This window comes from Micromonospora halotolerans (genome assembly GCF_032108445.1).
Classification (GTDB): domain Bacteria; phylum Actinomycetota; class Actinomycetes; order Mycobacteriales; family Micromonosporaceae; genus Micromonospora; species Micromonospora halotolerans.
In genome coordinates this window covers 6,693,901-6,717,037 of sequence record NZ_CP134876.1, presented here as the reverse complement: position 1 = coordinate 6,717,037, position 23,137 = coordinate 6,693,901, and the positions used below count along the sequence as shown (strand labels likewise).

Genomic DNA, 23,137 nt, shown 5'->3' with positions numbered 1-23,137 from the left:
CCCTGCCGGTGACCCGCGTCGCCCTCCGCGCCCCGCCCCGAGGCGGGTTCAGCCGTCCCGTTCCGGGTAGCCCACCGGCACCGCCGAGACGTCGTCCAGCGCCGTGACGATCTCCTCGGGCAGGGTCATCCGCTCCACCTGCAGCGCGCCGAGGAGCTGCCCCACGGTCCGGGCGCCGAGGATCGGCGCGGTCACGCCGGGCCGGTCCCGGACCCACGCCAGCGCCACCTCCAGCGGCGACACGCCCAGGCCGCCCGCCGCGATGGCGACCGCCTCGACGATGCTGGAGCAGCGCGGCTCCAGGTAGGTGGCGACGAAGCGCTCGAAGTGCGGCGACACGGCCCGCGAGTCCGCCGGGCGGCCGTTGCGGTACTTGCCGGTGAGCACTCCGCGACCCAGCGGCGACCACGGCAGCACGCCCAGCCCCATGGCCTCGCAGGCGGGCAGCACCTCGCGCTCCACGCCCCGCTCCAGCAGCGAGTACTCCACCTGGGCGGCGACCACCGGGGCGCGTCCCGGCCAGGCGGCCTGCCACGCGGCGGCGCGGGCGGTCTGCCAGCCGGAGAAGTTCGACACCCCGACATACCGGGCCTTGCCGCTGGACACCGCGTGGTCGAGCGCGGAGAGCGTCTCCTCCAGCGGGGTGTCCGGGTCGTACCCGTGCACCTGCCAGAGGTCGACGTGGTCGGTGCCGAGCCGGCGCAGCGAGGCCTCCAGGGTGCGCAGCAGGTGCCCCCGCGAGCCGTCCCGGCGGCGGCCGCTGCCCGGCCGCAGCCCCGCCTTCGTGGCGATGAGCAGGTCGTCGCGGGGCACCAGGCTGCCCAGCAGGGAGCCGATCACCGACTCCGCGTCGCCGTCGGCGTACACGTCGGCGGTGTCCACGAGGTTGCCGCCCGCGTCGAGGTAACTCTTCAGCTGGGCGGCCGCGTCGTCGGCATCGGTGTCCCGTCCCCAGGTCATGGTGCCGAGCGCGAGCCGCGAAACCGCCAGCCCGCTTCGGCCGAGCGGTCGCTGTTGCATGGGTGAACCTTATTTCGAACCCGGCGTCACGGATATCCTCGCCCGGAGTCAAGTTCCCGCCCGACCTGCCGGGCGGGTGTGACGTGTTCGATGTGAGCCGGTGATCCGCTCCACCGCCCCCATTGCGTAACCTGATGCGACCTGTGGTGCGGATGGTGGGAGGACCAGTGCGACTCGGGCTCAGCCTCGGATACCAGACGGCGTGGAGCACGCCGGCCGACCACCTGGCGCTGGCCCAGGAGGCGGATCGGCTCGGCTACTCGGTGGTGTGGGCAGCGGAGGCCTACGGCTCCGACTCGCCGAGCATGCTGGCCTGGATGGCCGGCCAGACCGAGCGGATCGACGTGGGCGCCGCGGTGATGCAGATCCCCGCGCGTACCCCGGCGATGACCGCGATGACCGCGGCGACCATCGACGCGCTCTCCGGCGGCCGGTTCCGGCTCGGCCTGGGCGTCTCCGGCCCGCAGGTCTCCGAGGGCTGGCACGGCGTCCGCTTCGCCAAGCCCCTGGCCCGCACCCGGGAGTACGTCGACATCGTCAAGCTGGCCGTGGCCCGCAAGGAGGTCGCGTACGACGGCGAGCACTACACGCTGCCGCTGCCGGACGGCCCGGGCAAGGCGCTGCGGCTGGGCTTCCACCCGCCGCGCGAGCACATCCCGATCTACCTGGCCGCCGTCGGGCCGAAGAACCTGGAGCTGGCCGGCGAGATCGCCGACGGCTGGCTGGCCGTCTTCTACGCCCCGGAGTTCGCCGAGGAGCAGCTCGCCTCGGTCCGCGCTGGCCGCGCCAAGGCCGGCAAGGAGCTGGCCGGCTTCGACGTCGTCCCGTCCGTGCCCGTGGTGGTCGGCGACGACATCGCCACCTGCGCCGAGCTGGTCCGCTGGTACGCGGCCCTCTACGTCGGCGGCATGGGCAGCCGGCAGCAGAACTTCTACAACCAGCTCGCCACCCGGATGGGCTACGGCGACGCCGCCCGCGAGGTGCAGGACCTCTACCTGGCCAAGCGGCAGCGCGACGCGGCCGCCGCGGTGCCCATGGAGTTCATCGACCGCACCTCGCTGCTCGGCCCGAAGGAGCGCATCGCCGAGCGGATGCGGGAGTACGCGGCCGCCGGCGTGACCACCCTGTCGGTCACCCTGTTCGTGGCGGACCGGGACAGCGGCGTCCAGACCCTGCGGACCGTCGCCGAGGCGCTGGACCTCTCCGGAGTCGGCGAGTGACCTGGGTCGAGGCCATCGTCCTGGGCATCGTCCAGGGGCTCACGGAATTCCTGCCGGTCTCGTCCTCCGGGCACCTGCGGATCACCTCGGCGATCTTCTTCGACCGGGACGCCGGGGCGTCGTTCACCGCGGTGACCCAGCTGGGCACCGAGGCGGCGGTGCTCATCTACTTCTTCAAGGACATCTGGCGGATCGTCCGGACCTGGGTGCTCGGCCTGTTCGACCGCTCGGTGCGCTCCAGCCTCGACTACCGCATGGGCTGGTACGTCATCGTCGGCACCATCCCGATCGGCATCTTCGGGCTGCTCTTCAAGGACCAGATCCGCACCGCCGGCCGGAACCTGTGGCTGGTCTCCACTACGCTGATCATCGGCGCGATCGTGCTCGCCTTCGCCGAGTACTGGGGGCGGCAGACCCGCACGCTGGAGAACTTCCGGATGCGCGACGGCGTCATCATGGGCTTCGCCCAGGCCGCCGCGCTGGTCCCCGGTGTCTCCCGCTCCGGCGGCACGCTCACCGCCGGCCTGCTGCTCAACCTCACCCGCGAGACGGCGGCCCGCTATTCGTTCCTGCTGGCCATCCCGGCTGTGGTGATCTCCGGCGTGTTCAGCATCCCGGACGTCTTCGAGCCGTCCGCGCCGGGCACCGCCGCGCCGAGCGTGGCGCAGATGGTCGTCGCCACGGTGATCGCCTTCGGCATCGGGTACGCGGCCATCGCCTGGCTGCTGCGCTACGTCGCGCACCACACCCTGTACCTGTTCGTCCTCTACCGGGTGGCGCTCGGCTCCTTGGTCCTCTGCCTGCTCCTCACCGGCACGATCGCCGCCACCTGATCTGATGCCGAGACGCCGCTGGCCGGCACCCCGTGTTGGGGTGCCGGCCAGCGGTCGTTGTGTGGGTCAGCTGTTCCAGTGCTGGTGAACGATGTCGGTGGCCTGCTGCTCCCACTGGGCGTAGGCGTCCGGGTAGGCCGACACCTGCACGGTCTGCGCGGCCTCGGTCAGCGGCATGGTGTCCCAGCCGTCGACCTGCTTCAGGCCCTTCTCGAAGGCCAGGGTGGCGTACTCGGGGTTGGTGATCTGCTCCGGCGTGCCCCAACCCGAGCTCGGGCGCTGCTGGAACAGGCCCAGCGAGTCGTGGTCGTTGGCGTCGCCGAGGTGGCCGAGGTTCTCCAGCTTCGACTCCTGCAGGCTCGTGGCGATCGAGATCACCGCGGCCCGCTCGGGCAGACCGGCCTTCTTCGTCGCCGCGATGATCGCCTTAGCGTTCGCGATCTGCTCGTCGTTCAGGTCGATGTGCGACTGGGCGCCCTGCACGGTCGCCACGGCGGCCGGCTTGCCCTGCACGGGGCGGGCGTCGGCGTGGGCGGCGACCGGACCGGCGAAGACACCACCGGTGAAGGCCAGACCAGCAATACCCAGCACGCTCTTACGCAGCATCGTGTTCATGGGGGATGGCTCCATTCGGGGGTTGGCGCACCACCACACCGACGGGGGGGTCGGCTCTTAGCTGGTGGGCGCAAGCACCGTCAGGCGCTCAAGAAGTCTTAAGGGGGATCATCCAGCGGACGGGGCGGGGGCCTCTTCGTCGCGCCGGGACCATGTACAACGACCGACCAGCCACCATCATTCCCGGGGGCGGGGCACCCGCCTCGGCGGGCAGTCCCGCTCGGGGAGTTCCGCCTCGGCGGGCGGGCCGGTCACCCCGTCGAGCGGGGCGCGGTCCTCGGTCGTGCACCGGGTATAACGACCCCCACCCACCGGCCATTCCACCGCCGGGATGCCGCCGGTCACCCCCCGAAACGGACAGCCCGCCCAGACCGGCACCGTCGGTGGAACGCTATGGGTGTATCCCGGCCCCGGAGTCACCCACAGCGTTCCACTCACCGCCCCCGGCAGCGCCGGAACCGGACATACATCCCAGACCGTGAGGCAGTGAGCGCCAATCGCCAGCCCGTCAGGCCGTCGCCGACTGGTCGCCATGTTCCGACTCGGCCCCTTTGCTCTGCCGCCACGGAAGCAACACTCCGGCACCTCTGGTGTTGCGTGGGGTGGTGCAGAGCAAAGGCGGTCATTGAGCACCTGTCACCTGGGGTGCCGCGATCGGACGTGCTGCGTCCCGACCCGGCGTCGGCGAGCACGTTGCAGAACGCCGGGGCCAGCGCCGGAACGGTGAGTGACCAGGGCGGAAACCACAGCGCCGCCCGGCCCCGGAGGGACGGGCGGCGCTGTGGGTGTCGGTGTGCAGGTCGCCTCTCGGCGAGTGGCACGACGCGGCTCCAGCCGGACGGTATTCCGCGAAGGCAATTTAGGTGAGGCCCGGGGACACTGGACACACCGACGCTCTGCACAACGGCCCGACCGGCCCCGGTGTTCCGGGCGTCGGCGTGTCCGCCGTCACACCTCGCCCCGGTGCGGGTAGTCCGACGGGCGACACCGCCACATCCCGTGGCGCAGTCGATCAAGGGGGTGGGAGCGCCTAGGGTGGTCTGCGTGGCGACCCTTCTGCTTCTGCGACACGGCCGGACCACCGCGAACGCCGACGGTGGCCTGGCCGGCCGGCAACCGGTCGAGCTCGACGAGACCGGGCGCGCCCAGGCCGCGGCGGTGGGCGAGCGGCTCAAGGGGCTGCCCCTCGCGGCGGTGGTGACCAGCCCGCTGATCCGCTGCCGGCAGACCCTGGAGCTGGCCCTGCCCGGGGCGGCGCCGATGGTCGAGGAGGGGCTCATCGAGTGCGGCTACGGCGCCTGGGAGGGGCAGCCGTTGAAGAAGCTGGCGAAGGAGCCGCTCTGGCCGGTGGTGCAGCAGCACCCGAGCGCCGCCGTGTTCCCGGAGGGGGAGTCGATGGCGGCCATGTCGGCGCGGGCGGTCGCCGCTGTGCGCTCCTGGGACGCCCGGATCAGCGCCGAGCACGGGCCCGAGGCGGTCTGGCTGGCGTGCAGCCACGGCGACGTGATCAAGGCGATCGTGGCCGACGCGTTGGGCGTACACCTGGATCTGTTCCAGCGGATCGTGGCCGACCCGGCGTCGGTGACCGCGATCCGCTACACGCCGCTGCGGCCCTTCCTGGTCCGGCTCAACGACACCGGCGGCGACCTCGCCGGGCTGGTCCCGCCGCCGCGCAAGCGGCGCCGGCGGGCGACCCGGGCGACCGACTCGGACGCGGCGGTGGGCGGCGGCGCGGGGGCGGCCCGGTGAGCCGCCCCGCCACGCCCGGGAAGGGCGGGCGGCGGCCCTGGCGTTTCGCCCTGGGCGGATTCGGCGTCGGTGCGCTGCGCGACGGTTCGGCACGCCGGATAGGGTCGTGGGTATGACCCACCAGGTGCACGCCTTCGAGCCGCCGGAGCGGTTCGTCGCCGGAACCGTCGGCCCGCCGGGGGAGCGCACGTTCTTCCTCCAGGCGCGCGGCGGAGGCCGGCTGGTCAGCGTCGCGCTGGAAAAGGTCCAGGTGTCCCTGCTCGCCGAGAAGCTGGAGGAGCTGCTCTCCGAGGCGCAGCGCCGTTTCGGCGTCGAGCTTCCGGAGGCGGCCCCGGTGACGGGCGACAACGACCCGCTCGACACCCCGGTCGACGAGGAGTTCCGGGTCGGCACCCTGGGCCTGGCCTTCGACGTGGACTCCGCCACCGTGGTGATCGAGGCGATCGCCGCCGGTGAGGCGGAGGCCGAGGTCGAGCTCGGCGACGCGGACGACGACACCGACGAGGACCCGGACGAACCGGACGACGACCTCGATCGGCTCCGGGTCCGGCTGACCCCCGACGCGACGCGCGCGTTCATCGAGCGGGCCCGGCGGGTGGTCAACGCCGGCCGTCCGCCCTGCCCGCTCTGCGGCCAGCCGCTCGACCCGGCCGGTCACCTCTGTCCCCGGCACAACGGTTACCACCGGTGACGTCGTCCGAACTTCAGCCCCGACAGGACGGCGTCGCCTCGCTGCGACTGCTCAGCGACGGTGAACTGACCCTGGAGGGGCGGCTGGTCGACGCCTCCAACACCACCCTGCGCGGCATCATCACCCTCGACGGGGCGTCCGCGCGCTGCGTCTACAAGCCGGTCCGCGGCGAGCGCCCGCTCTGGGACTTCCCGGACGGGACGCTCGCCGGCCGGGAGGTCTCGGCCTACCTGGTCTCGCAGGCCACCGGCTGGGATCTGGTGCCGCCGACCGTGCTGCGGGACGGTCCGTTCGGTCCCGGCTCCTGCCAGCTCTGGATCGACGAGCCGGAGGACGCCGAGCCGCTTGTCGGTTTCGTGCCGGCCGAGACGGTGCCGCCGCGCTGGTTCCCGGTCGCCGCGGCGCGCGACGACGACGGGGCCGCGTACGCGCTGGCGCACGCCGACGATCCCCGGCTGGCCCGGCTGGCCGTCCTCGACGCCGTGATCAACAACGCCGACCGCAAGGGCGGCCACGTGCTCGTCGGTCCCGACGACCGGGTCTACGGGGTCGACCACGGGGTCTGCTTCCACGTCGAGGAGAAGCTGCGCACCGTGCTCTGGGGCTGGGCCGGCCGGCAGCTCCCGCCGGACGCGGTGGCGATGCTCGACGACCTGGCCGGCCAGCTCACCGGGGCGCTCGGCGACGAGCTGGCCGAACACCTCACCCTCCGTGAGGTCGCCGAGGTGGCGGCCCGGGTGGACCGGCTGCGGGAGACCGCGCGGTTCCCGCTGCCGCCCGCGGAGTGGCCGGCCATGCCCTGGCCGCCCATGTGAGCCGCTGTCGCGTTGATCACCCGAGGCGCGCCACCCGAGCGGCTGACGGATCGTTAGGCTGGAAATCATGGAGTCTTGGGCGGGACACGAGGTGCCACGGCTGCCGGGCAAGGGCACGCCACTGAACTTGTACGACTCGGCGCGGCAGGGCCTCCACTCCAGTCAGCCCGACGGCGCGGCCAGCATGTACGTCTGCGGCATCACCCCGTACGACGCGACCCACCTGGGCCACGCCGCCACCATGATCACGTTTGACCTGGTGCAGCGGATGTGGCGGGACGCCGGCCTGACCGTGCGGTACGTGCAGAACGTCACCGACATCGACGACCCGCTGCTGGAGCGGGCCGAGCGCGACGGCGAGGACTGGAAGGTCCTGGCCATGCGGGAGACCGCGCTGTTCCGCGAGGACATGGAGGCGCTGCGGATCATCCCGCCGGCGCACTACGTGGGCGCGGTCGAGTCGATCCCGGACATCGCCGAGAAGGTCCTCGTGCTGCTCAAGGACGGCGCGGCCTACCGGCTCGACGACGGCACGGGCGACGTCTACTTCGACGTCGCCGCCGCTCCCGCGTTCGGCTACGAGTCGAACCTGTCGCGCGAGCAGATGCTGGAGATCTTCCCGGAGCGCGGCGGCGACCCGGACCGGGCCGGCAAGCGTGACCCGCTGGACCCGCTGCTGTGGCGCGGCGCCCGCGAGGGCGAGCCGTCCTGGCCGGGCGGTGAGCTGGGCGCCGGGCGCCCCGGCTGGCACATCGAGTGCGCGGTGATCGCGCTGAACCTGCTGGGCGACCGGATCGCCGTCCAGGGCGGCGGCAACGACCTGCTCTTCCCGCACCACGAGTGCTCGGCGGCGCACGCCGAGCGGCTGACCGGGCAGGCCCCGTTCGCCGACCACTACGTGCACGCCGGCATGATCGGCCTGGACGGCGAGAAGATGTCGAAGTCCCGTGGCAACCTCGTCTTCGTCTCCCGGCTCCGCGCCGACCACGTCGACCCGATGGCGGTCCGCCTGGCCCTGCTCAGCGGGCACTACCGCAGCGACCGCTCGTGGACCGACGAGCTGCTCACCGAGGCGCAGGAGCGGCTGGCCCGCTGGCGCCGGGCCGCCGCCGCGCCGGCCGGCCCGTCCGGCGACGAGCTCCTGGCCGGGGTACGCGCCCGTCTCGCCGACGACCTGGACAGCCCCGGCGCGCTGGCGGTGGCCGACGAATGGGCCGACCGGGCCCTCGCCGGGGTCGCCGACGACGCGGCCGCCCCGAAGCTGTTCGCCGACACCGTCGACGCCCTCCTCGGCATCCGCCTCTGAGCGCCTCATCCCGGCATGGTTCCGCCCTCGCCCGGGGGAGGGACTAGCCGAGGACGAGGCCGGGGTCGGGGTCCTGGTCGGGCGCCGGCGCGGGGATCCGGTACTCCTCGGTGAGCGTGGTCATCGGGCCGGGCCAGGTGGCGTGGGCGACCTCGATCGGCTTGCGCTGGGCGTCGTAGGCGACGTGCAGCAGGTGCAGGACCGGGGTGTCCGGGCGGATCTGGAGGATCTCCGCCTCCTCCCGGCTGGGCTGGCGGGCGCTGATCGTGTCGGTCGCCGTGACGTACCGGCGGCCGGTGGCCTCCTCGGCCTCCTGGTAGAGCGGGCGGCCGAACGCCTCCGCGCGTTCCAGGGAGGTGCCGGCGGTGTCGGCGGGCAGGAACCAGGAGGCGCCGACCTCGACGGGTGAGTCGTCGGTGCGGACCAGGTGCCGCCGGCAGAGCAGTTCGGTGCCGTCGGCCACCCCGAACGCGTCGGCCACCTCGGGCGGGGCGGCGGCGCGGCCGACCGAGACGAGCTGCTGCCGGTACCGGGCGGCCAGGTCGGTGTGGTAGCCGCGGAAGCCGCCGTACCGGCCGCGGGAGAGCCGGTTGAGCCGGCGCCGGGTGCCCCGGACGTACGTACCGGAGCCGGGTTTGGTGATCAGGATGCCCTCGACCCGGAGCTGGTCGACGGCGCGCTGCACGGTCTGCTTGGCGACGCCGAACATCTCGGCGATGGCCGGGATGGACGGCAGCCGCTCGCCGGGCCCCCAGTCGCCGCGGCGCACCTGGGCCTTGAGCTGCGCGGCGATCTGCCGGTGCGGGAACTCGGCCGCGCCGGGATTGATCTGCATGCCCGCCTCCTCATGACAGCTAGGTTCCTAGGATGCCCTAGCGGGTGTGACCGCGCCACCCCGGACACGCGAAAACCGGGCCCCACCGGGACCCGGTTCTCAGTGCGACAGGGCTACCAGGAGCCGGCCGTGGGGCCGGCGGAACCGCCCCGGCGGCGCAGGTACTTCTCGAACTCCTGGGCGATCTCGTCCCCGGTCAGCGGGGTGATGCCGGCGTCGCCGACCCGTTCCTCCAGCTCACGGACGTACTCGCCCAGCTCGGCATCCTGCTCGGCGGCGCTGCGTACCCGCTGCTCCCACTCGGCGGCCTCCTCGGCCAGGTCGGCCATCGGCACCGGCAGGTCGAGCACCTCCTCGACCCGGTGCAGCAGCGCCAGGGTGGCCTTGGGGCAGGGCGGGTTGTTGGCGTAGTGCGGCACGTGCACCCAGAACGACACGGCGTCCACCTCGGCCCGGGTGCAGGCGTCGTGCAGCACGCCGACGATGCCGGTCGGCCCGTCGTAGCGGGTGGGGGTGAGCTGGTAGCGCTTGGCGGCGTCGGCGTCCGAGGCGCTGCCGCTGATCGGCAGCGGCCGGGTGTAGGGCACGTCGGCCAGCAGGGCGCCGAGCAGCACCACCCGCTCGACCTCCAGGCTGTGGCAGATCTCCAGCACCTGCTCGCAGAAGGTGCGCCAGCGCATGCTCGGCTCGATGCCGCGGATCAGCACCACGTCGCGCTCGGTGCCCTCGGGGCTGGCCACCATGAAACGGGTGGTCGGCCACTCGACCCGGCGGGTCTCCCCGTCGGCCATCGTGATGGTCGGCCGGCTCACCTGGAAGTCGTAGAAGTCCTCCGGGTCCAGCTCGGTCACCTGCCGGGCCTGCCAGACCTGCTCCAGATGCTCCACAGCCGCGGTCGAGGCGTCGGCGGCGTCGTTCCACCCCTCGAAGGCCGCGATGGCTACCGGGGACCGCAGCACCGGCAGTCCGTCGAACTCGGTCACGCCGTCACCTCGAGCCGTCGTACGGTCGCGTCCCTGATGTCCTTCACGTCGCCAGCCTACGTGCCGCCGCCGGGCGCGGCCCGTCGGCCGCGCCGGTCCGCCGACCCGACCAGTCGGGCGAACCGGATGAAAGGTACGCGGTGATCCCGCTGACAGTATGTGGGATGCCCATGTTGCGGTGACCTCTCCACGCCGCGCCGCACTAACCTGGCCCTGTGCGGACTTCGTTGCTCGATGTGCTGGCCGACCGGATCCTGATCGCCGACGGCGCGATGGGCACCATGCTCCACGCCGCCGACCTGACCCTGGACGACTTCGAGGGCCTCGAGGGCTGCAACGAGATCCTCAACGTCACCCGCCCGGACGTGGTCCGGGGCGTGCACGACTCCTACCTGGCCGCCGGCGCGGACTGCGTGGAAACCAACACCTTCGGCGCCAACCTGCCCAACCTCGCCGAGTACGGCATCGCCGAGCGGATCCGCGAGCTGTCCGAGGCGGGCGCGCGACTCGCCCGGGAGGCCGCCGACGCGTACGCGACGCCGCAGCAGCCGCGGTTCGTGCTCGGCTCGATGGGGCCCGGCACGAAGCTGCCCACCCTCGGGCACGCGGCGTACGCGACCCTGCGGGACGCGTACCAGGAGAACGCCGCCGGCCTGATCGCCGGTGGGGCGGACGCGCTGATCATCGAGACCTGCCAGGACCTGCTCCAGGTCAAGGCCGCCGTGGTCGGCGCCAAGCGGGCGCGGGCCGAGCTGGGGCGGGACGTCCCGATCATCTGCCAGGTGGCCGTGGAGACCACCGGCACCATGCTGCTGGGCAGCGAGATCGGCGCGGCGCTGACCGCCATCGAGCCGCTCGGCGTGGACCTGATCGGTCTCAACTGCTCGACCGGCCCGGCCGAGATGGGCGAGCACCTGCGCTACCTGTCCCAGCACTCCCGCATCCCGGTCTCGGTGATGCCGAACGCCGGCCTGCCGGTGCTGACCGCCGACGGGGCCTACTTCCCGCTGAGCCCGGACGAGCTGGCCGACGCGCTGGACCGGTTCGTCACCGACTACGGCGTGTCCCTGGTCGGCGGCTGCTGCGGCACCACGCCCGAGCACATCCGGGTGCTGGTCGAGCGGCTGCGCGGCCGGCGGCCGGTGGCCCGGGAGCCGCGCCCCGAGGCGGGCGTCTCGTCGATCTACCACCACGTGCCGTTCGCCCAGGACGCCAGCATCCTGATGGTGGGGGAGCGGAGCAACGCCAACGGCTCCAAGGCGTTCCGCGACGCGATGCTCGCGGCCGACTGGCAGGCCTGCGTCGAGATCGCCCGGGGCCAGGCCCGGGACGGCTCGCACCTGCTGGACCTCTGCGTCGACTACGTCGGCCGGGACGGCACGCAGGACATGCGCGAGCTGGCCGGCCGGTTCGCCACCGCCTCCACCCTGCCGATCATGCTGGACTCCACGGAGCCGGCGGTGGTCGAGGCGGGGCTGGAGATGCTCGGCGGCCGCTGCGTGGTCAACTCGGTCAACTTCGAGGACGGCGACGGCCCGGAGTCCCGCTACGCCCGGGTGATGCCGGTGGTCCGGGAGCACGGCGCCGCCGTGGTGGCGCTGCTCATCGACGAGGAGGGCCAGGCCCGCACCCGGGACTGGAAGGTACGCGTCGCGTGCCGGCTCATCGACGACCTGACCGGCCGGTGGGGGCTGCGCCGGGAGGACATCCTCATCGACGCGCTGACGTTCCCGATCGCCACCGGGCAGGAGGAGACCCGCCGCGACGGCATCGAGACGATCGAGGCGATCCGGGAGATCGCCGCCCGCTACCCGGGGGTCAACTTCACCCTGGGCATCTCGAACGTCTCCTTCGGCCTGAACCCGGCGGCCCGGCAGGTGCTCAACTCGGTGTTCCTGCATGAGTGCGCGCAGGCCGGCCTGACCTCGGCCATCGTGCACGCCAGCAAGATCCTGCCGATGTCGAAGATCCCCGACGAACAGCGCGAGATCGCGCTCGACCTGGTCTACGACCGGCGCCGCGAGGGCTACGACCCGGTGCAGCGGTTCATCGAGGCCTTCGAGGGCGTCGACGCCGCCTCGGCGCGGGCCACCCGCGCCGAGGAACTGGCCGCGCTACCGCTGGACGAGCGGCTCAAGCGGCGGATCATCGACGGGGAGCGCAACGGCCTGGAGGCCGACCTGGACACGGCGATGGCGCAGGGGCGCACGCCGCTGTCCATCATCAACGACCTGCTGCTGGACGGCATGAAGGTGGTCGGTGAGCTGTTCGGCTCCGGCCAGATGCAACTGCCGTTCGTGCTCCAGTCCGCCGAGGTGATGAAGACCGCGGTGGCCTACCTGGAGCCGCACATGGAGAAGACCGACGACGACGGCAAGGGACGCATCGTGCTCGCCACCGTCAAGGGCGACGTGCACGACATCGGCAAGAACCTGGTCGACATCATCCTGTCCAACAACGGCTACGACGTCGTCAACATCGGCATCAAGCAGCCGATCAACGCGATCCTCGACGCGGCCGAGGAGCACCGGGCCGACGCCATCGGCATGTCCGGCCTGCTGGTCAAGAGCACGGTCATCATGAAGGAGAACCTGGCCGAGATGGCCGCCCGCGGGGTCGCCGAGCGCTGGCCGGTGCTGCTCGGCGGCGCGGCGCTCACCCGGGCGTACGTGGAGGACGACCTGCGCTCGGTGTTCCCCGGGCAGGTGCACTACGCCCGGGACGCGTTCGAGGGGCTGTCCCTCATGGACCGGGTGATGACGGCCAAGCGGGGCGGCGCGCCGGTGGTGGACCCGGAGCGGGAGGCCGCCCTGGCGGCCCGCCGGGAGCGGCGGGAGCGGCAGCGGGCGCTGGTCCGCGAGGCGCTGCCGGAGCTGGACGACGCGTCGGTCCGTTCCGACGTGGCCGCCGACGTCGACGTGCCCACCCCGCCGTTCTTCGGCACGCGGGTGGTCAAGGGCGTGCCGCTGGCCGACTACGCGGCGCTGCTCGACGAGCGGGCCACCTTCCTGGGCCAGTGGGGGCTGCGCGGGGCCCGCGGCGGCAAGGGCCCGTCGTACGAGGAGCTGGTGGAGACCGAGGGCCGGCCGCGGCTGCGGTACTGGCTGGACCGGCTCATCGCTGACCAGGTCCTGGAGGCGGCTGTGGTCTACGGCTACTTCCCGGCCTACTCCGAGGGCAACGACCTCGTGGTGCTGGACGAGAACGGGCACTCCGAGCGGGCCCGGTTCTCGTTCCCGCGGCAGCGGCAGGAGCGCCGGCTCTGCCTGGCCGACTTCTTCCGGCCGAAGGGCGAGCAGCTGGACGTGGTGGCGTTGCAGCTGGTCACCGTCGGGCAGCCGATCAGCGAGTACACGGCGAAGATGTTCGCCGGCAACGAGTACCGCGACTACCTGGAGGTGCACGGCCTGTCGGTGCAGCTCACCGAGGCGCTGGCCGAGTACTGGCACCGGCGGATCCGGGCCGAGCTGGTCCTGCCGGGCGGGCGTACGGTCGCCGACGAGGACCCGGCGGACCTGGTCGGCCTGCTACGCACCGACTACCGGGGCTGCCGGTACGCGTTCGGCTACCCGGCCTGCCCGGACCTGGAGGACCGGGCGAAGATCGTGGAGCTGCTCGGCGCCGAGCGGATCAACGTGCAGCTCTCGGAGGAGTTCCAGCTCGTCCCGGAGCAGGCCACCGACGCGATCGTCGTCCACCACCCCGAGGCCAACTACTTCAACGCCAAGTGATCCCGCAGGTGCTCTGACCTGCGGTGCAGTACCTGGATTGGCTCTGATTCGCATGATCATGCCGTCGCGGGCCGCTCGCGCCGCCGAACCTGGGCCGGGCCGATGGCCCGCCGCCGCGCCTCTGGCCCTCGGCCGCCAGCACGTCGGGTGTTAGCCCGCCGGCGGCGCGACATACGACGAAGCCCTGGGCCGCCATGGGAACTGGCAGATCCTGGGTGTGGGCGCGCCGACGAAAGCCAACGGGATGGCGAGGATGGCAGGGAGCAGGTCATCCAACCGCGGGGTGAGTTGGGCTGTCCTGCATGATGTTGTGGCTCAGCAGGTTAACTTTCGAAGAATCCGTGTATGCGGAACTTGTCAGGGTTGTTAGGAATTTCTTGATCTCTTACCCAGGTGACGAAGTCTTCCAAGAAGTTCATGTAAGAGAAGTGGCTTCCGCGCAGTTTGCGCTCGCCTTGGACGTATGGCTCAATAACACTCCAAACCCGCTCTAGTCTGTAATGGATCGGAAGCGCCACCAGAGTCTTGTCGACCACCTTGTATGCGGCCAGGTAGGCGAGCGTTAGGTAGTAGGAAGTTACGTAGGCTGCGGCCCTTCGAAGGTCGTCCGGGAGCTTGGAGATGCCACATTCTGGATTATGCTGACCAATCTCTGCCAGAAGGAACTCCTCTTTTTCGACCAGTTCCGCCGAGCCGACCTGCCGAATGAGATCAACGATCATCGGAAGTTGGTTGGCGCGGTCCATGACCGTGTACTGCCTGATCGCGATCCAAGCCGAGATGGCGAGGGAGAGTAGGGCAGCCACCAATGCGCCAGCATTGAACACTGTCTCCATGGGCTGATGCTAATAAGCACCACCAAGCGCTGAGCAAGAATTCCTGCTAGTGGGAATTGCGTGCCGGAGGCTCCATCCAGGGCTGACGACAGAGGCTGGCGCACAAGATCTTCAGGTGCAGATCCACTACAACCGAGGGCAACCGGGTGGTGGCAGACGTTGGCAAGCGTCGGCAGACTTCGCACTGGTTGAAGGCCCGACCGGTCCGATTGATGATGTTCGCTTCCGAGGGTGGGTGTAAGGGGTTCTAATCCCAGGGCAGCGGATGCAACGGCGTGTACGTCCCGCCCGCGGCCTACTCGTCGGCACGCGAGGCGAGGGCCGAGGACAGCCGCTCGATCTCCTTCTTCGGGTACTTGCTGATCCGCGCCCAACGAAGGGAAGCGATTGCGAGCAGGTCGTCCACTTGCTGGTCGGGTGGCCGCACACCGAATAGGTGGACCGTTTCCAGTGCTGATAGCAGGGCCAGCGGTGCGAGCGAGTGGACTTCGGTCACCTTGCCCGAAGAATCCCAACTGGGCAGCGTTGCAAGGGTGAGGTGTCGCAGCGATGTCAGGCTCGCCAGCGGAGCGAGGGCTGCGACGTGTGGCAGGTGCACCACGCGAAGTTCTTCGAGCGCCGTCAGGCCGGCAAGGTGGTCAAGCGTCCCGTCGGGGTACGTGGCGATCTCCAGCGTACGGAGACCAGTGAACCAGGACAGCGGAGCCAACGTCCGATAGCTGCAGTGCCAGATCCGGGCAGATGTGTAGGCCGCCGGTTCATCGATCTGCGGGAACTCCCGCGCCTTGTCTCGCATCAGTTCCAGGTGCACCATGCGACTTTAGTCTCTTTAAGTAGTCGTCGACCTGAGGCCACAGGCAGAGGTGAGCAGTACAGCAGTGGTGCCCAGCAACGGACGACACCTAGCGGAATCACAGGAAGCACGTCCAGACCGCCGATCAGCGAAGCGCGCCGAACAAGACCGCGCTGTCGATCTCTGGGGGACAAGCAGCCACCCTGACGACACCGAGCGAGCCGCAAGATCATGCCGTGCACAGGCCGTCTGAGGTGAACCAACGACGACCAACGATGACGATCGACGGCAGAGCCCAGCGCAGGTCAGGGGCCGTTCGGTCCGTTTGAAGCCGATACGCCGAGGGTCTTTCCACATTGCTACGCCAAGTGATCAGCGGATGTGCGCTGCCCGCATCACGACACGTCGCGGGGGCGGCCTCCGGTTGAGCCGGCATCAGCGGACACGCCTTCGGTGCCGACGTAGGCCCCTGCCACGATCGTTCCTCTTTGGTGATGCGGTACGCCTTCGATGGCGCGGGCGGCACACGGAGACCTGGCAATGCCGGGGATGCCAGTATTGAAGTCGCTTGATGATCTTATGTCGCTGCGGACATCGGCCTGCAAGGATCTGTGCCATGATCCACCATGCCATGATCATCACGGAAGGTGGAAAATGAAGAAACGTTTCTCGATGTTCATCGCGGGCGTCCTGATGGCTCTTTCGACGACCGTAGCGGCCAGTCCCGCCAATGCCGCCGTTCCGTGCTGGACATCATTCAACCCGGGCTCGCCTCAGGGTAACCCGATGCGCCAGTACTACAAGAACTGTGGATCAAGCACCGTTTCCGTTGCTCCTTATTACAGCAGTGCCTCTATCGTTTTCTACGGCAACAGCTGCAAGACGGTTGCCCCCGGGAATTACGTGAGTTGGTACTTCGACGGGACGTGGGAGGGCGTGAATTACAGCACGGCAACCTGTGCAAACACGTACCTCAACAACTGGTACACGCAGTACAAGACCGCCGGTAGCGTTTACTCCTGCAACACAAGTTTCAAGTGGTGGGGCGCAGAGCTCGAACAGCGGTACGGGAACTGCGACCTCCTGCTCCGACCCCAAACGGTCACTACGGCTTGGAGAACAACGAACGGCAACCTCTACGCCAGTCCGTCCGGAATCCAGGTGGTCGCCGGCGACGACACGGCGATTTGGAACTTCAGATCAACGGTCCAGGCGAATTACACTACGGTTTTGGTGGATATGATCGAGCTTCCGGCCTGACGGCGTTCCCCAGCCGTCGGCCGTCATGCCACGGCTGGGGTTCCCGCCATTCTGGACCGCGGCCCGCGGCGAGTTCGGAATGAAGGCGGCGGGGAATGGCGAACCTCGGCTGATCCAGTGGCGGATCCGGTCGGCGAGGTGGTTCCGGCTGGACAGCGCCGCGATGCGCGGCGTGCCTCCGGCGCGCGGCCCGTCCCGGTGAGGGAGGGGACCTGCGCGCCGGGACAATGGGCCGGTGAACATCACCCGACTCATCAGTCTGGAGGACGCGCCGGCCCTGGCCGAGCTGCTCCGCGCCAACCGTGAGTTCCTCGCGCCGTGGGACCCGGTCCGGAGCGACGACTACTTCACCGCGGACGGCCAGCACGCCGTCATCCAGGCCGATCTCCAGCAGCACGAGCAGGGCTCGAAGCTGCCGCACGTCATCCTCGACGACTCCGGCCGCGTGATCGGCCGGATCACCCTCAACGGCATCGTGCGCGGCCCGTTCCAGTCCTGCGCCATGGGCTACTGGGTGAGCGCGAGCCACAATGGCCGAGGGTTCGCGAGCCGTGCCGTGCGTGAGATCGTGCGGGTGGCCTTCGAGGAGTTGGGGCTGCACCGGGTGCAGGCAGAGACCCTGCTGCACAACGTCAGGTCGCAGGCGGTTCTGGAACGCAACGGGTTCGTGCGGTACGGCATGGCGCCGGAATACCTCAACATCGCCGGCCGGTGGCAGGACCACGCCATGTACCAGGTCGTGAACCCGTCCTCGGCAACCGGCTGAACAGCGCCGAGCGTCAGGCCCCGATCTCCGCGACCATCGTGTCCGCGTCCTCGAACGAGTCGACCGTGCGGAACCCTTCAGCGGCGTACAGCCTCGCGGCGAAGTTCGCCCGCTCCACGCTCAGCGACACCCTGGGGATGCCATGTTCCCGCGCGGTGTCCAGGACAGCGCGCAGGAGCGCCCGGCCCACACCGCGGCCTCGCCAGGGTTCCACCACGCCGATGGTCAGCTCCGGCACGTCGTCACCCACGTACCCGTAGCCCTGATCGGCGGCGGTCAGGTATCGGAGCCAGGCCGCGCCGACGGGCCGGTCGGCCGGGTCCACGGCGACCAGGCCGACGTCGTTCGGCCGCATCCAACCGGCGACATAGTGAGCCAGCTGAGGGTCCGCCATGATCTGGTCGCGGGACCAGTTGCGTTCCGGCAGCCAGTTCATGGCCTCCGCGAGCATGTCGACCATGAATTCGTCGTCGGCCTGGGTGGCGGAGCGGACGCTGAAGTGGGTCACCGCCGAAGCCTCGCATACAAGATCGGCAATGCCAAGATCATGCCGTCGCCGGGCCGCGCGACGCGCACCAACGCCAGTGACCTTCGCTCGGCGGCAGGTGGACGTCAGACGGTGAAGTCCGGAGGCGCGCTCTCGCCGACTCGACCATCGATCGCTTCCCGGAGGATGTCGGCATGGCCGGTGTGCCGTGCGTACTCCTCCACCATGTCCAACAGCATGGCGCGCACGGAGGGTGTGCGACCGTCGGGCCAGGTGAAGGACGCCGGTCCGTCGAGCCCGCGCTCCGTGATGACGTCGTCGACGACCGTGCGCGAGCGCTCGACCGCGTCCCGCCACAGCGCGTGGATGTCTTCCGGAGCATCCAGCGCCCCGGTGCGCCATTCCCAGTCGGGATCGGCGTCGAAATCCACGGCGTCCCAGGGTGCGCCGTAGTCGAGCCCGGCGAGCTTGACCGCCAGCCAGTCCGCCTCGACCAGTGCCATGTGCTTGACGAGACCACCGATCGTCATGGCACTGGCCGCCGTGGTCGCCTGCAGACCGTCCGCGTCGAGCCCCGACGTCTTCCAGGCGAAGGTCCGGCGGTTGCGGTCCAGGACGGACAGCAGGGCCTCGGCCTCGGTGGGCGCTACGGACGGGGAAGGCTCGGGCGCCGTCTCACTCATGAGCGGGAGCTTAGCCAGACTGCGCGATCCTTGCGGCCCTCGCCACCTGGCCGAGGCATCACGGCCTGACTGGCCGGTGGAGCGCCGCGCCAGCGCCATTCCTGTCGCCGAGGATGCCCGGGCAGCGCGGTCCGGCCGGTGCACCACCGCAGTGCCGCCCACGGGTCGACCCCGCCGAGGTCCTGCGCCGCCTCGGGAAACAGCCGGGCGAGTACCCGGTCGCACACGCCCGGCGGTGGATCGATGGCGAGGCCGAGGCCCCGCGCGATGTCGTCGCCGTGCAGCAACGCCTCGGCGCACCCCATCGCGGCGAAGCCCTCCGGATCGGCGTGACCGGTGGGGTGGTAGGCCCGAACGTCCGGTCCCGACGTGCGGACTGTGGCGGCCAGGATGCGGCCGCCGGTCTCGGCGAACTCCAGCACCTCGGCGGGAGAGGCGTCCTTGTCGACGATCGCCATGAAGCGCACATACCGTTCCTCGGGCCGGGCCACGAGTTGGGCGGCGAACGACATCAGACAGTCGCCGACGTGCTCGGCGGTGTGCCAGCAGTCCCACTCGAGACCGCCGGCGCGCGCGGACCAGTCCAGGCCGGTCGCCGGTCGCAGGCCGGCGACCACCCTCGACAGCGCGGCGTCGAGATCATCGGCGGTGACCACCACGGTTTCCTCCACGTTCGTGAGGTCGATGCCACACCGGCCTCGACCAGACCGCCACCATGCCCGACGGGTGTGACGATCCCGGCGGCGGCGAGTGTGGACCGCAGCGAACCCGGGAGAGCTGGGGCGTCAGGAGTTCCGGTCGGCGGACCGGACGGCCCTCTTCCGCTTCTCCGCCACGGCGCCACGCCGCGCCGCGCGGAGGAGGAGGAACGAGTAGCCGCCGGAGATGACGAGCGCGACGAGGCCGACGGCGCCCGCGGCGGGCAGCGATCGGGTGCCGCCGTACGCCGCACCGGCCGCGGCGATGCCGGAGGTGCTCATCGTCGCGAGCATCTGGGGCGGTGTGAGCATCGGAGGCGCGGTGCGGCGCGACCGTCCCAGCAGCAGGCTGAGAAGGACGGTGGCGCCGGCCGCGACGGCCGGCCAGGTGATCCAGCGACGGTCGCCCGCGCTGCCGGTGTCGTATGTGATGAGCCACAGACCCATCAGCGCCATCCCGGCCGGGGCGGCCGCGAGGAACAGCGCGGTCGTCGTGGTGGTGCGGCGGATCCTCCGGCAGACCCTGGCCACATCCCGGGCCGGCAGGCTGTCGGGATTCGCGGTGAGCGCCCGCCGGGCCAGTGCCCGGGCTCGGGCCGGGTCGCGATCGACGTTGAGGACGTTCAGGGCGAGCAGGCTGAGCGCCTCGTCGTCATCGGGTGCGAGCTCCACCGCGCGCTTCGCGTCGGCGTACGACTCAGGGTGCCGCCCGAGCATGTGGAGAGCCAGTGCCCGGTGGCGGTGCGCCACCACGTCGTCGGGGGCGAGGTCCATCGCTCGACCGGCCGCCTCGACCGCTGCCGCGGGGCGGTCGCAGCCGAGCAGGGCGCCGGCGAGGCGGCGCCAGGCAACGGCGTCGTCCGGATGCGTCGTCAGATGTTCACGCAGGATGGCGACTGCGGGCTCGTACTGCTTGGCCAGTGCCAGCTCACGTGCCCGGGCGACAGCGTCCGCGCCGACCGTGGACTGCGACTCCATCTTTCGCCTCCCCGTCCCCGCGTAGATCTTGGAGAGTTGACGTCCGCTCCGAACGGCAACCCTCCAGGATCCAAGCAGAGCGTCAGTACGCGTAGGTGACCGAGATCGTGGCGGCGGGGCAGTTGTTCGCCCAGCTGGTCAGGGCGCTCTTCTCGGCGCTGTCCACGGTGAGGCGCCACCGTACCTTCACCCCCACCCACTCGCCGACGTAGCGGCAGCGGGCGGAGGCGTACGACGGCAGCCAGGTGGCCGGGTCCTGGTCGCCCTTGGCCTGGTTGACGTTGTCGGTGACCGCGGCCAGCGCGCGGGAGTCGCCCAGGTCGTTCGCGTACGCCTGGCGGCGGCTGGTGGTCCAGGCGCGGGCGCCGGAGTCCCAGGCCTCGGCGAGCGGCACCATGTGGTCGATGTCGAGGTCGCCGGTGAGCGTCCAGTAGGCGTTGTCGTAGTAGGAGTACCAGCGGCCGCCGGACAGGGTGCAGGTGCCGCTGATCGTGGGCTTGGTGGTGGCCTCGGCCAGGAGGACCTCGTTGCGGGTGGTGCAGCCGTCGCCGTCGGCGTCGATCCAGTGTGGGAAGAGGTCGCGGCTGTAGCCGGTGCGGACCTCGGTGGCCACGGGGAGGCCGGCGACGGCGGTGGTCAGGGAGGCGGAGTAGCCGGCGGCCGGGGCGGGCGGGGTGAGGCCGAGGGTGGCGGCCAGGATCGCGGCGAGGCTGATGGCCGTGGCGCGCAGGGTGCGGGTCATGGGACTCCATCCGGATGGGATTGGCGTGTGGCATCCATATAGACAGAGATGGAAGTGACGGTCTAGATCAAGTTCCGTGAACAGTGGATGACCGAAACCGGACGGACGCCGCGGGCCGCGCCGAACCGGGCGAGCTGCCGGGTGCTCAGGTGTGTGGCGGCGGGACCGGGGTAGACGCCGGGAGCAACGGCGAGACGAGGTGGAGGTCCTGGTGGACTCGTACCCCGCGGTGGAGGACCACGGCCTCATCGGCGACCTGCAGACGGCAGCGCTGATCGCGAAGGACGGCACGCTGGACTGGTTCTGCGCGCCCCGGTTCGACTCGCCGAGCATCTTCGGCGGGCTGCTCGACCGCCGTCGGGGCGGCCATTTCCAGATCACGCCGGACGGTGTGGACTACACCAGCAAGCAGCTCTACCTACCCGGGACCCCGATCCTCATCACCCGCTTCCTCAGCGCCGACGGTGTGGGCGAGCTGGTGGACTTCATGCCGGTCGCGGGCGACCGGGCCACCGACCACCACCGGCTGGTCCGGATGCTGCGGATGGTCCGCGGCAGCATGCGGTTCCGATTGGAGTGCCACCCCCGGTTCAACTACGGGCGGGACGGGCACGTGCTCGAGGTGCACCCGTCCGGCACGGTCTTTCGCAGTCCCGGTCAATCCCTCACCCTGAATCCCATCCGGTACGCCGAGCGCCTGTCCGACGAGCACGAGTTCCAGCGGACCGAGGAGGGCATCCACCTGGTCGCCACCCTGCACGAGGGCGAGGCCGGCGGCGTGATCCTGGAGACGGGATCGCCGGGACCACCGCGTCTCTACCCGCCCGAGGAGGCGCGCGAGCTGCTCGAACAGACGCGGGACTTCTGGCGGCGCTGGATCGGCCGCTCCTGCTACACGGGGCGGTGGCGGGAGATGGTCGAGCGGTCCGCCATGACGCTGAAACTCATGACGTACGCGCCGACCGGCGCGCTGATCGCCGCCCCCACCGCCGGGCTGCCCGAACGAGTGGGCGGCGAACGCAACTGGGACTACCGCTACACCTGGATCCGGGACGCGGCCTTCTCGGTGCACGCCCTGCTCAGCCTGGGCTTCACCGACGAGGCCGTGCAGTACCAGCAATGGGTCGACGCCCGCCTCCGTGACGCCCAGGACGCAGGCGTGCCGTTGCAGATCATGTACCGCGTCGACGGCTCACCGGCACTCACCGAGGAGGTGCTCGACCACTTCGAGGGCTACCGCGGGTCCGCGCCGGTGCGGATCGGCAACGGCGCGGCGGACCAACTGCAGCTCGACATCTACGGCGAGGTACTCAACTCCCTGCACCTCGCCAACGAGCACGGCCTGAAGAGCCCTCACGAGGGCTGGCTTGACCTGGTCCGGACGATGGACTGGCTCTGCGCGCACTGGGACCAGCCCGAGGACGGGATCTGGGAGACGCGGGCCGGTCGCCAGGACTTCACCTACGGGCGACTGATGTCGTGGGTGGCCCTCGACCGGGCCGTCCGGCTGGCCCACCGCAACGGGCGCCCCGCCGACACCGTCCGGTGGACGGACACCCGGAACCGGATCTACGAGCAGATCATGGCGCGCGGCTACCACTCAGGACGGGCAGCGTTCGTTCAGCACTTCGCGACCGACGTGCTCGACGCGGCGCTGCTCGCCATGCCCTCGCTCGGCTTCATCGCCCCGACCGATCCGATGTGGCAGTCGACGCTGCGGGCCATCGACGCCGACCTGGTCTCCGACAGCCTGGTCTACCGGTACGACCCGGGCGCCACGGCGGACGGCCTCTCCGGCGGGGAGAGCACCTTCACCATGTGCACCTTCTGGTACGTGCAGGCCCTGGCCGAGTCCGGCCGGCTCGACGACGCGCAGTTGACCTTCGAGAAGATGCTCACCTACAGCAGCCAGGTCGGCCTCTACTCGGAGGAGATCACCCCGTCCGGGGAGCAGGCCGGCAACTTCCCGCAGGCGTTCAGCCACCTGTCCCTCATCAGCACCGCGTCGAACCTCGACCGGCTCCTCGACGCCCGCCGTTGACCGCCGGGCGCGGGAAACCCGCTGTGCGGCCCGGCCCCGCCCGCTACGGTGACCG

At 70.7% G+C, this 23,137-nt stretch carries 21 protein-coding genes; 10 read left to right on the top strand and 11 right to left on the bottom strand.

What is annotated here, in order from left to right; genetic code table 11:
• Positions 1-48 precede the first annotated feature (48 nt).
• Entirely contained in the window at positions 49-1,020 is a 972-nt protein-coding gene (locus RMN56_RS31520; RefSeq protein WP_313721510.1) for an aldo/keto reductase, read from the bottom strand.
• Positions 1,021-1,187: 167 nt separating this feature from the next.
• Between RMN56_RS31520 and RMN56_RS31515 the strand changes: the two genes are divergently transcribed.
• Together RMN56_RS31515 and RMN56_RS31510 are read left to right on the top strand one after the other, a co-directional pair.
• On the top strand, positions 1,188-2,240 hold the full coding sequence (locus RMN56_RS31515; protein ID WP_091265972.1) for an LLM class F420-dependent oxidoreductase: 1,053 nt from the start codon (positions 1,188-1,190) through the stop codon (positions 2,238-2,240).
• On the top strand, positions 2,237-3,073 hold the full coding sequence (locus RMN56_RS31510) for an undecaprenyl-diphosphate phosphatase (RefSeq protein ID WP_313721509.1): 837 nt from the start codon (positions 2,237-2,239) through the stop codon (positions 3,071-3,073). Before RMN56_RS31515 ends, RMN56_RS31510 begins: the two co-directional genes overlap by 4 nt.
• 66 nt (positions 3,074-3,139) lie before the next feature.
• Here the strand turns inward: RMN56_RS31510 and RMN56_RS31505 are convergent, their stop codons facing one another.
• Complete coding sequence (locus RMN56_RS31505; RefSeq protein WP_313721508.1) at positions 3,140-3,688, bottom strand: hypothetical protein; 549 nt, start codon at positions 3,686-3,688, stop codon at positions 3,140-3,142.
• A gap of 1,035 nt (positions 3,689-4,723) precedes the next feature.
• Here RMN56_RS31505 and RMN56_RS31500 point away from each other — a divergent pair.
• The 4 genes from RMN56_RS31500 to mshC all read left to right on the top strand — a co-directional run bounded on the left by RMN56_RS31500 (position 4,724) and on the right by mshC (position 8,249).
• Positions 4,724-5,437, top strand: coding sequence for a histidine phosphatase family protein (locus RMN56_RS31500; protein ID WP_313721507.1), 714 nt, complete (start codon positions 4,724-4,726; stop codon positions 5,435-5,437).
• Positions 5,438-5,549: 112 nt separating this feature from the next.
• Entirely contained in the window at positions 5,550-6,128 is a 579-nt protein-coding gene (locus tag RMN56_RS31495; protein ID WP_313721506.1) for an Rv2134c family protein, read from the top strand.
• A complete protein-coding gene (locus RMN56_RS31490; protein WP_313721505.1) occupies positions 6,125-6,943 on the top strand; it encodes an Rv2133c family protein in 819 nt (272 codons plus the stop codon). Before RMN56_RS31495 ends, RMN56_RS31490 begins: the two co-directional genes overlap by 4 nt.
• 67 nt (positions 6,944-7,010) lie before the next feature.
• Positions 7,011-8,249, top strand: a complete 1,239-nt coding sequence (mshC, locus tag RMN56_RS31485) for a cysteine--1-D-myo-inosityl 2-amino-2-deoxy-alpha-D-glucopyranoside ligase (RefSeq protein WP_313721504.1) — start codon at positions 7,011-7,013, stop codon at positions 8,247-8,249.
• 43 nt (positions 8,250-8,292) lie between these two features.
• On the opposite strand, the gene RMN56_RS31480 is transcribed toward mshC, so the two are convergent.
• The gene (locus tag RMN56_RS31480) at positions 8,293-9,084 is read right to left on the bottom strand and encodes a GntR family transcriptional regulator (protein WP_313721503.1); all 792 of its coding nucleotides are present in this window, start codon (positions 9,082-9,084) and stop codon (positions 8,293-8,295) included.
• A gap of 113 nt (positions 9,085-9,197) precedes the next feature.
• The gene (locus RMN56_RS31475) at positions 9,198-10,067 is read right to left on the bottom strand and encodes a PAC2 family protein (protein ID WP_030504102.1); all 870 of its coding nucleotides are present in this window, start codon (positions 10,065-10,067) and stop codon (positions 9,198-9,200) included.
• A 215-nt stretch (positions 10,068-10,282) separates the two neighbouring features.
• Between RMN56_RS31475 and metH the strand changes: the two genes are divergently transcribed.
• The gene (metH, locus tag RMN56_RS31470) at positions 10,283-13,798 is read left to right on the top strand and encodes a methionine synthase (protein WP_313721502.1); all 3,516 of its coding nucleotides are present in this window, start codon (positions 10,283-10,285) and stop codon (positions 13,796-13,798) included.
• A gap of 323 nt (positions 13,799-14,121) precedes the next feature.
• Here metH and RMN56_RS31465 read toward each other — a convergent pair whose 3' ends face one another.
• Positions 14,122-14,634, bottom strand: a complete 513-nt coding sequence (locus tag RMN56_RS31465; protein ID WP_313721501.1) for a DUF4760 domain-containing protein — start codon at positions 14,632-14,634, stop codon at positions 14,122-14,124.
• Positions 14,635-14,929: 295 nt separating this feature from the next.
• Positions 14,930-15,448 carry a hypothetical protein gene (locus tag RMN56_RS31460; protein ID WP_313721500.1) on the bottom strand — a complete coding sequence of 173 codons (519 nt, stop codon included), beginning with the start codon at positions 15,446-15,448 and terminating at the stop codon, positions 14,930-14,932.
• Positions 15,449-16,081: 633 nt separating this feature from the next.
• On the opposite strand from RMN56_RS31460, the gene RMN56_RS31455 reads away from it, so the two are divergent.
• Both RMN56_RS31455 and RMN56_RS31450 read left to right on the top strand, forming a co-directional pair.
• Positions 16,082-16,687 carry a hypothetical protein gene (locus RMN56_RS31455; RefSeq protein ID WP_313721499.1) on the top strand — a complete coding sequence of 202 codons (606 nt, stop codon included), beginning with the start codon at positions 16,082-16,084 and terminating at the stop codon, positions 16,685-16,687.
• Positions 16,688-16,922: 235 nt separating this feature from the next.
• Positions 16,923-17,453, top strand: coding sequence for a GNAT family N-acetyltransferase (locus tag RMN56_RS31450; RefSeq protein WP_313721498.1), 531 nt, complete (start codon positions 16,923-16,925; stop codon positions 17,451-17,453).
• A gap of 13 nt (positions 17,454-17,466) precedes the next feature.
• Here the strand turns inward: RMN56_RS31450 and RMN56_RS31445 are convergent, their stop codons facing one another.
• The 5 genes from RMN56_RS31445 to RMN56_RS31425 all read right to left on the bottom strand — a co-directional run bounded on the left by RMN56_RS31445 (position 17,467) and on the right by RMN56_RS31425 (position 21,041).
• Positions 17,467-17,961 (bottom strand): GNAT family N-acetyltransferase, encoded by a 495-nt coding sequence (locus tag RMN56_RS31445; RefSeq protein ID WP_313721497.1) that lies wholly within the window; start codon positions 17,959-17,961, stop codon positions 17,467-17,469.
• A 104-nt stretch (positions 17,962-18,065) separates the two neighbouring features.
• The gene (locus RMN56_RS31440) at positions 18,066-18,623 is read right to left on the bottom strand and encodes a DinB family protein (RefSeq protein WP_313721496.1); all 558 of its coding nucleotides are present in this window, start codon (positions 18,621-18,623) and stop codon (positions 18,066-18,068) included.
• Complete coding sequence (locus RMN56_RS31435; protein WP_313721495.1) at positions 18,620-19,294, bottom strand: maleylpyruvate isomerase mycothiol-dependent enzyme family protein; 675 nt, start codon at positions 19,292-19,294, stop codon at positions 18,620-18,622. Before RMN56_RS31435 ends, RMN56_RS31440 begins: the two co-directional genes overlap by 4 nt.
• Before the next feature lie 114 nt (positions 19,295-19,408).
• Positions 19,409-20,299 (bottom strand): hypothetical protein, encoded by an 891-nt coding sequence (locus RMN56_RS31430; RefSeq protein ID WP_313721494.1) that lies wholly within the window; start codon positions 20,297-20,299, stop codon positions 19,409-19,411.
• 82 nt (positions 20,300-20,381) lie between these two features.
• Complete coding sequence (locus RMN56_RS31425) at positions 20,382-21,041, bottom strand: HNH endonuclease family protein (protein ID WP_313721493.1); 660 nt, start codon at positions 21,039-21,041, stop codon at positions 20,382-20,384.
• A gap of 211 nt (positions 21,042-21,252) precedes the next feature.
• Between RMN56_RS31425 and RMN56_RS31420 the strand changes: the two genes are divergently transcribed.
• Complete coding sequence (locus tag RMN56_RS31420; protein WP_313721492.1) at positions 21,253-23,082, top strand: glycoside hydrolase family 15 protein; 1,830 nt, start codon at positions 21,253-21,255, stop codon at positions 23,080-23,082.
• Positions 23,083-23,137 lie beyond the last annotated feature (55 nt).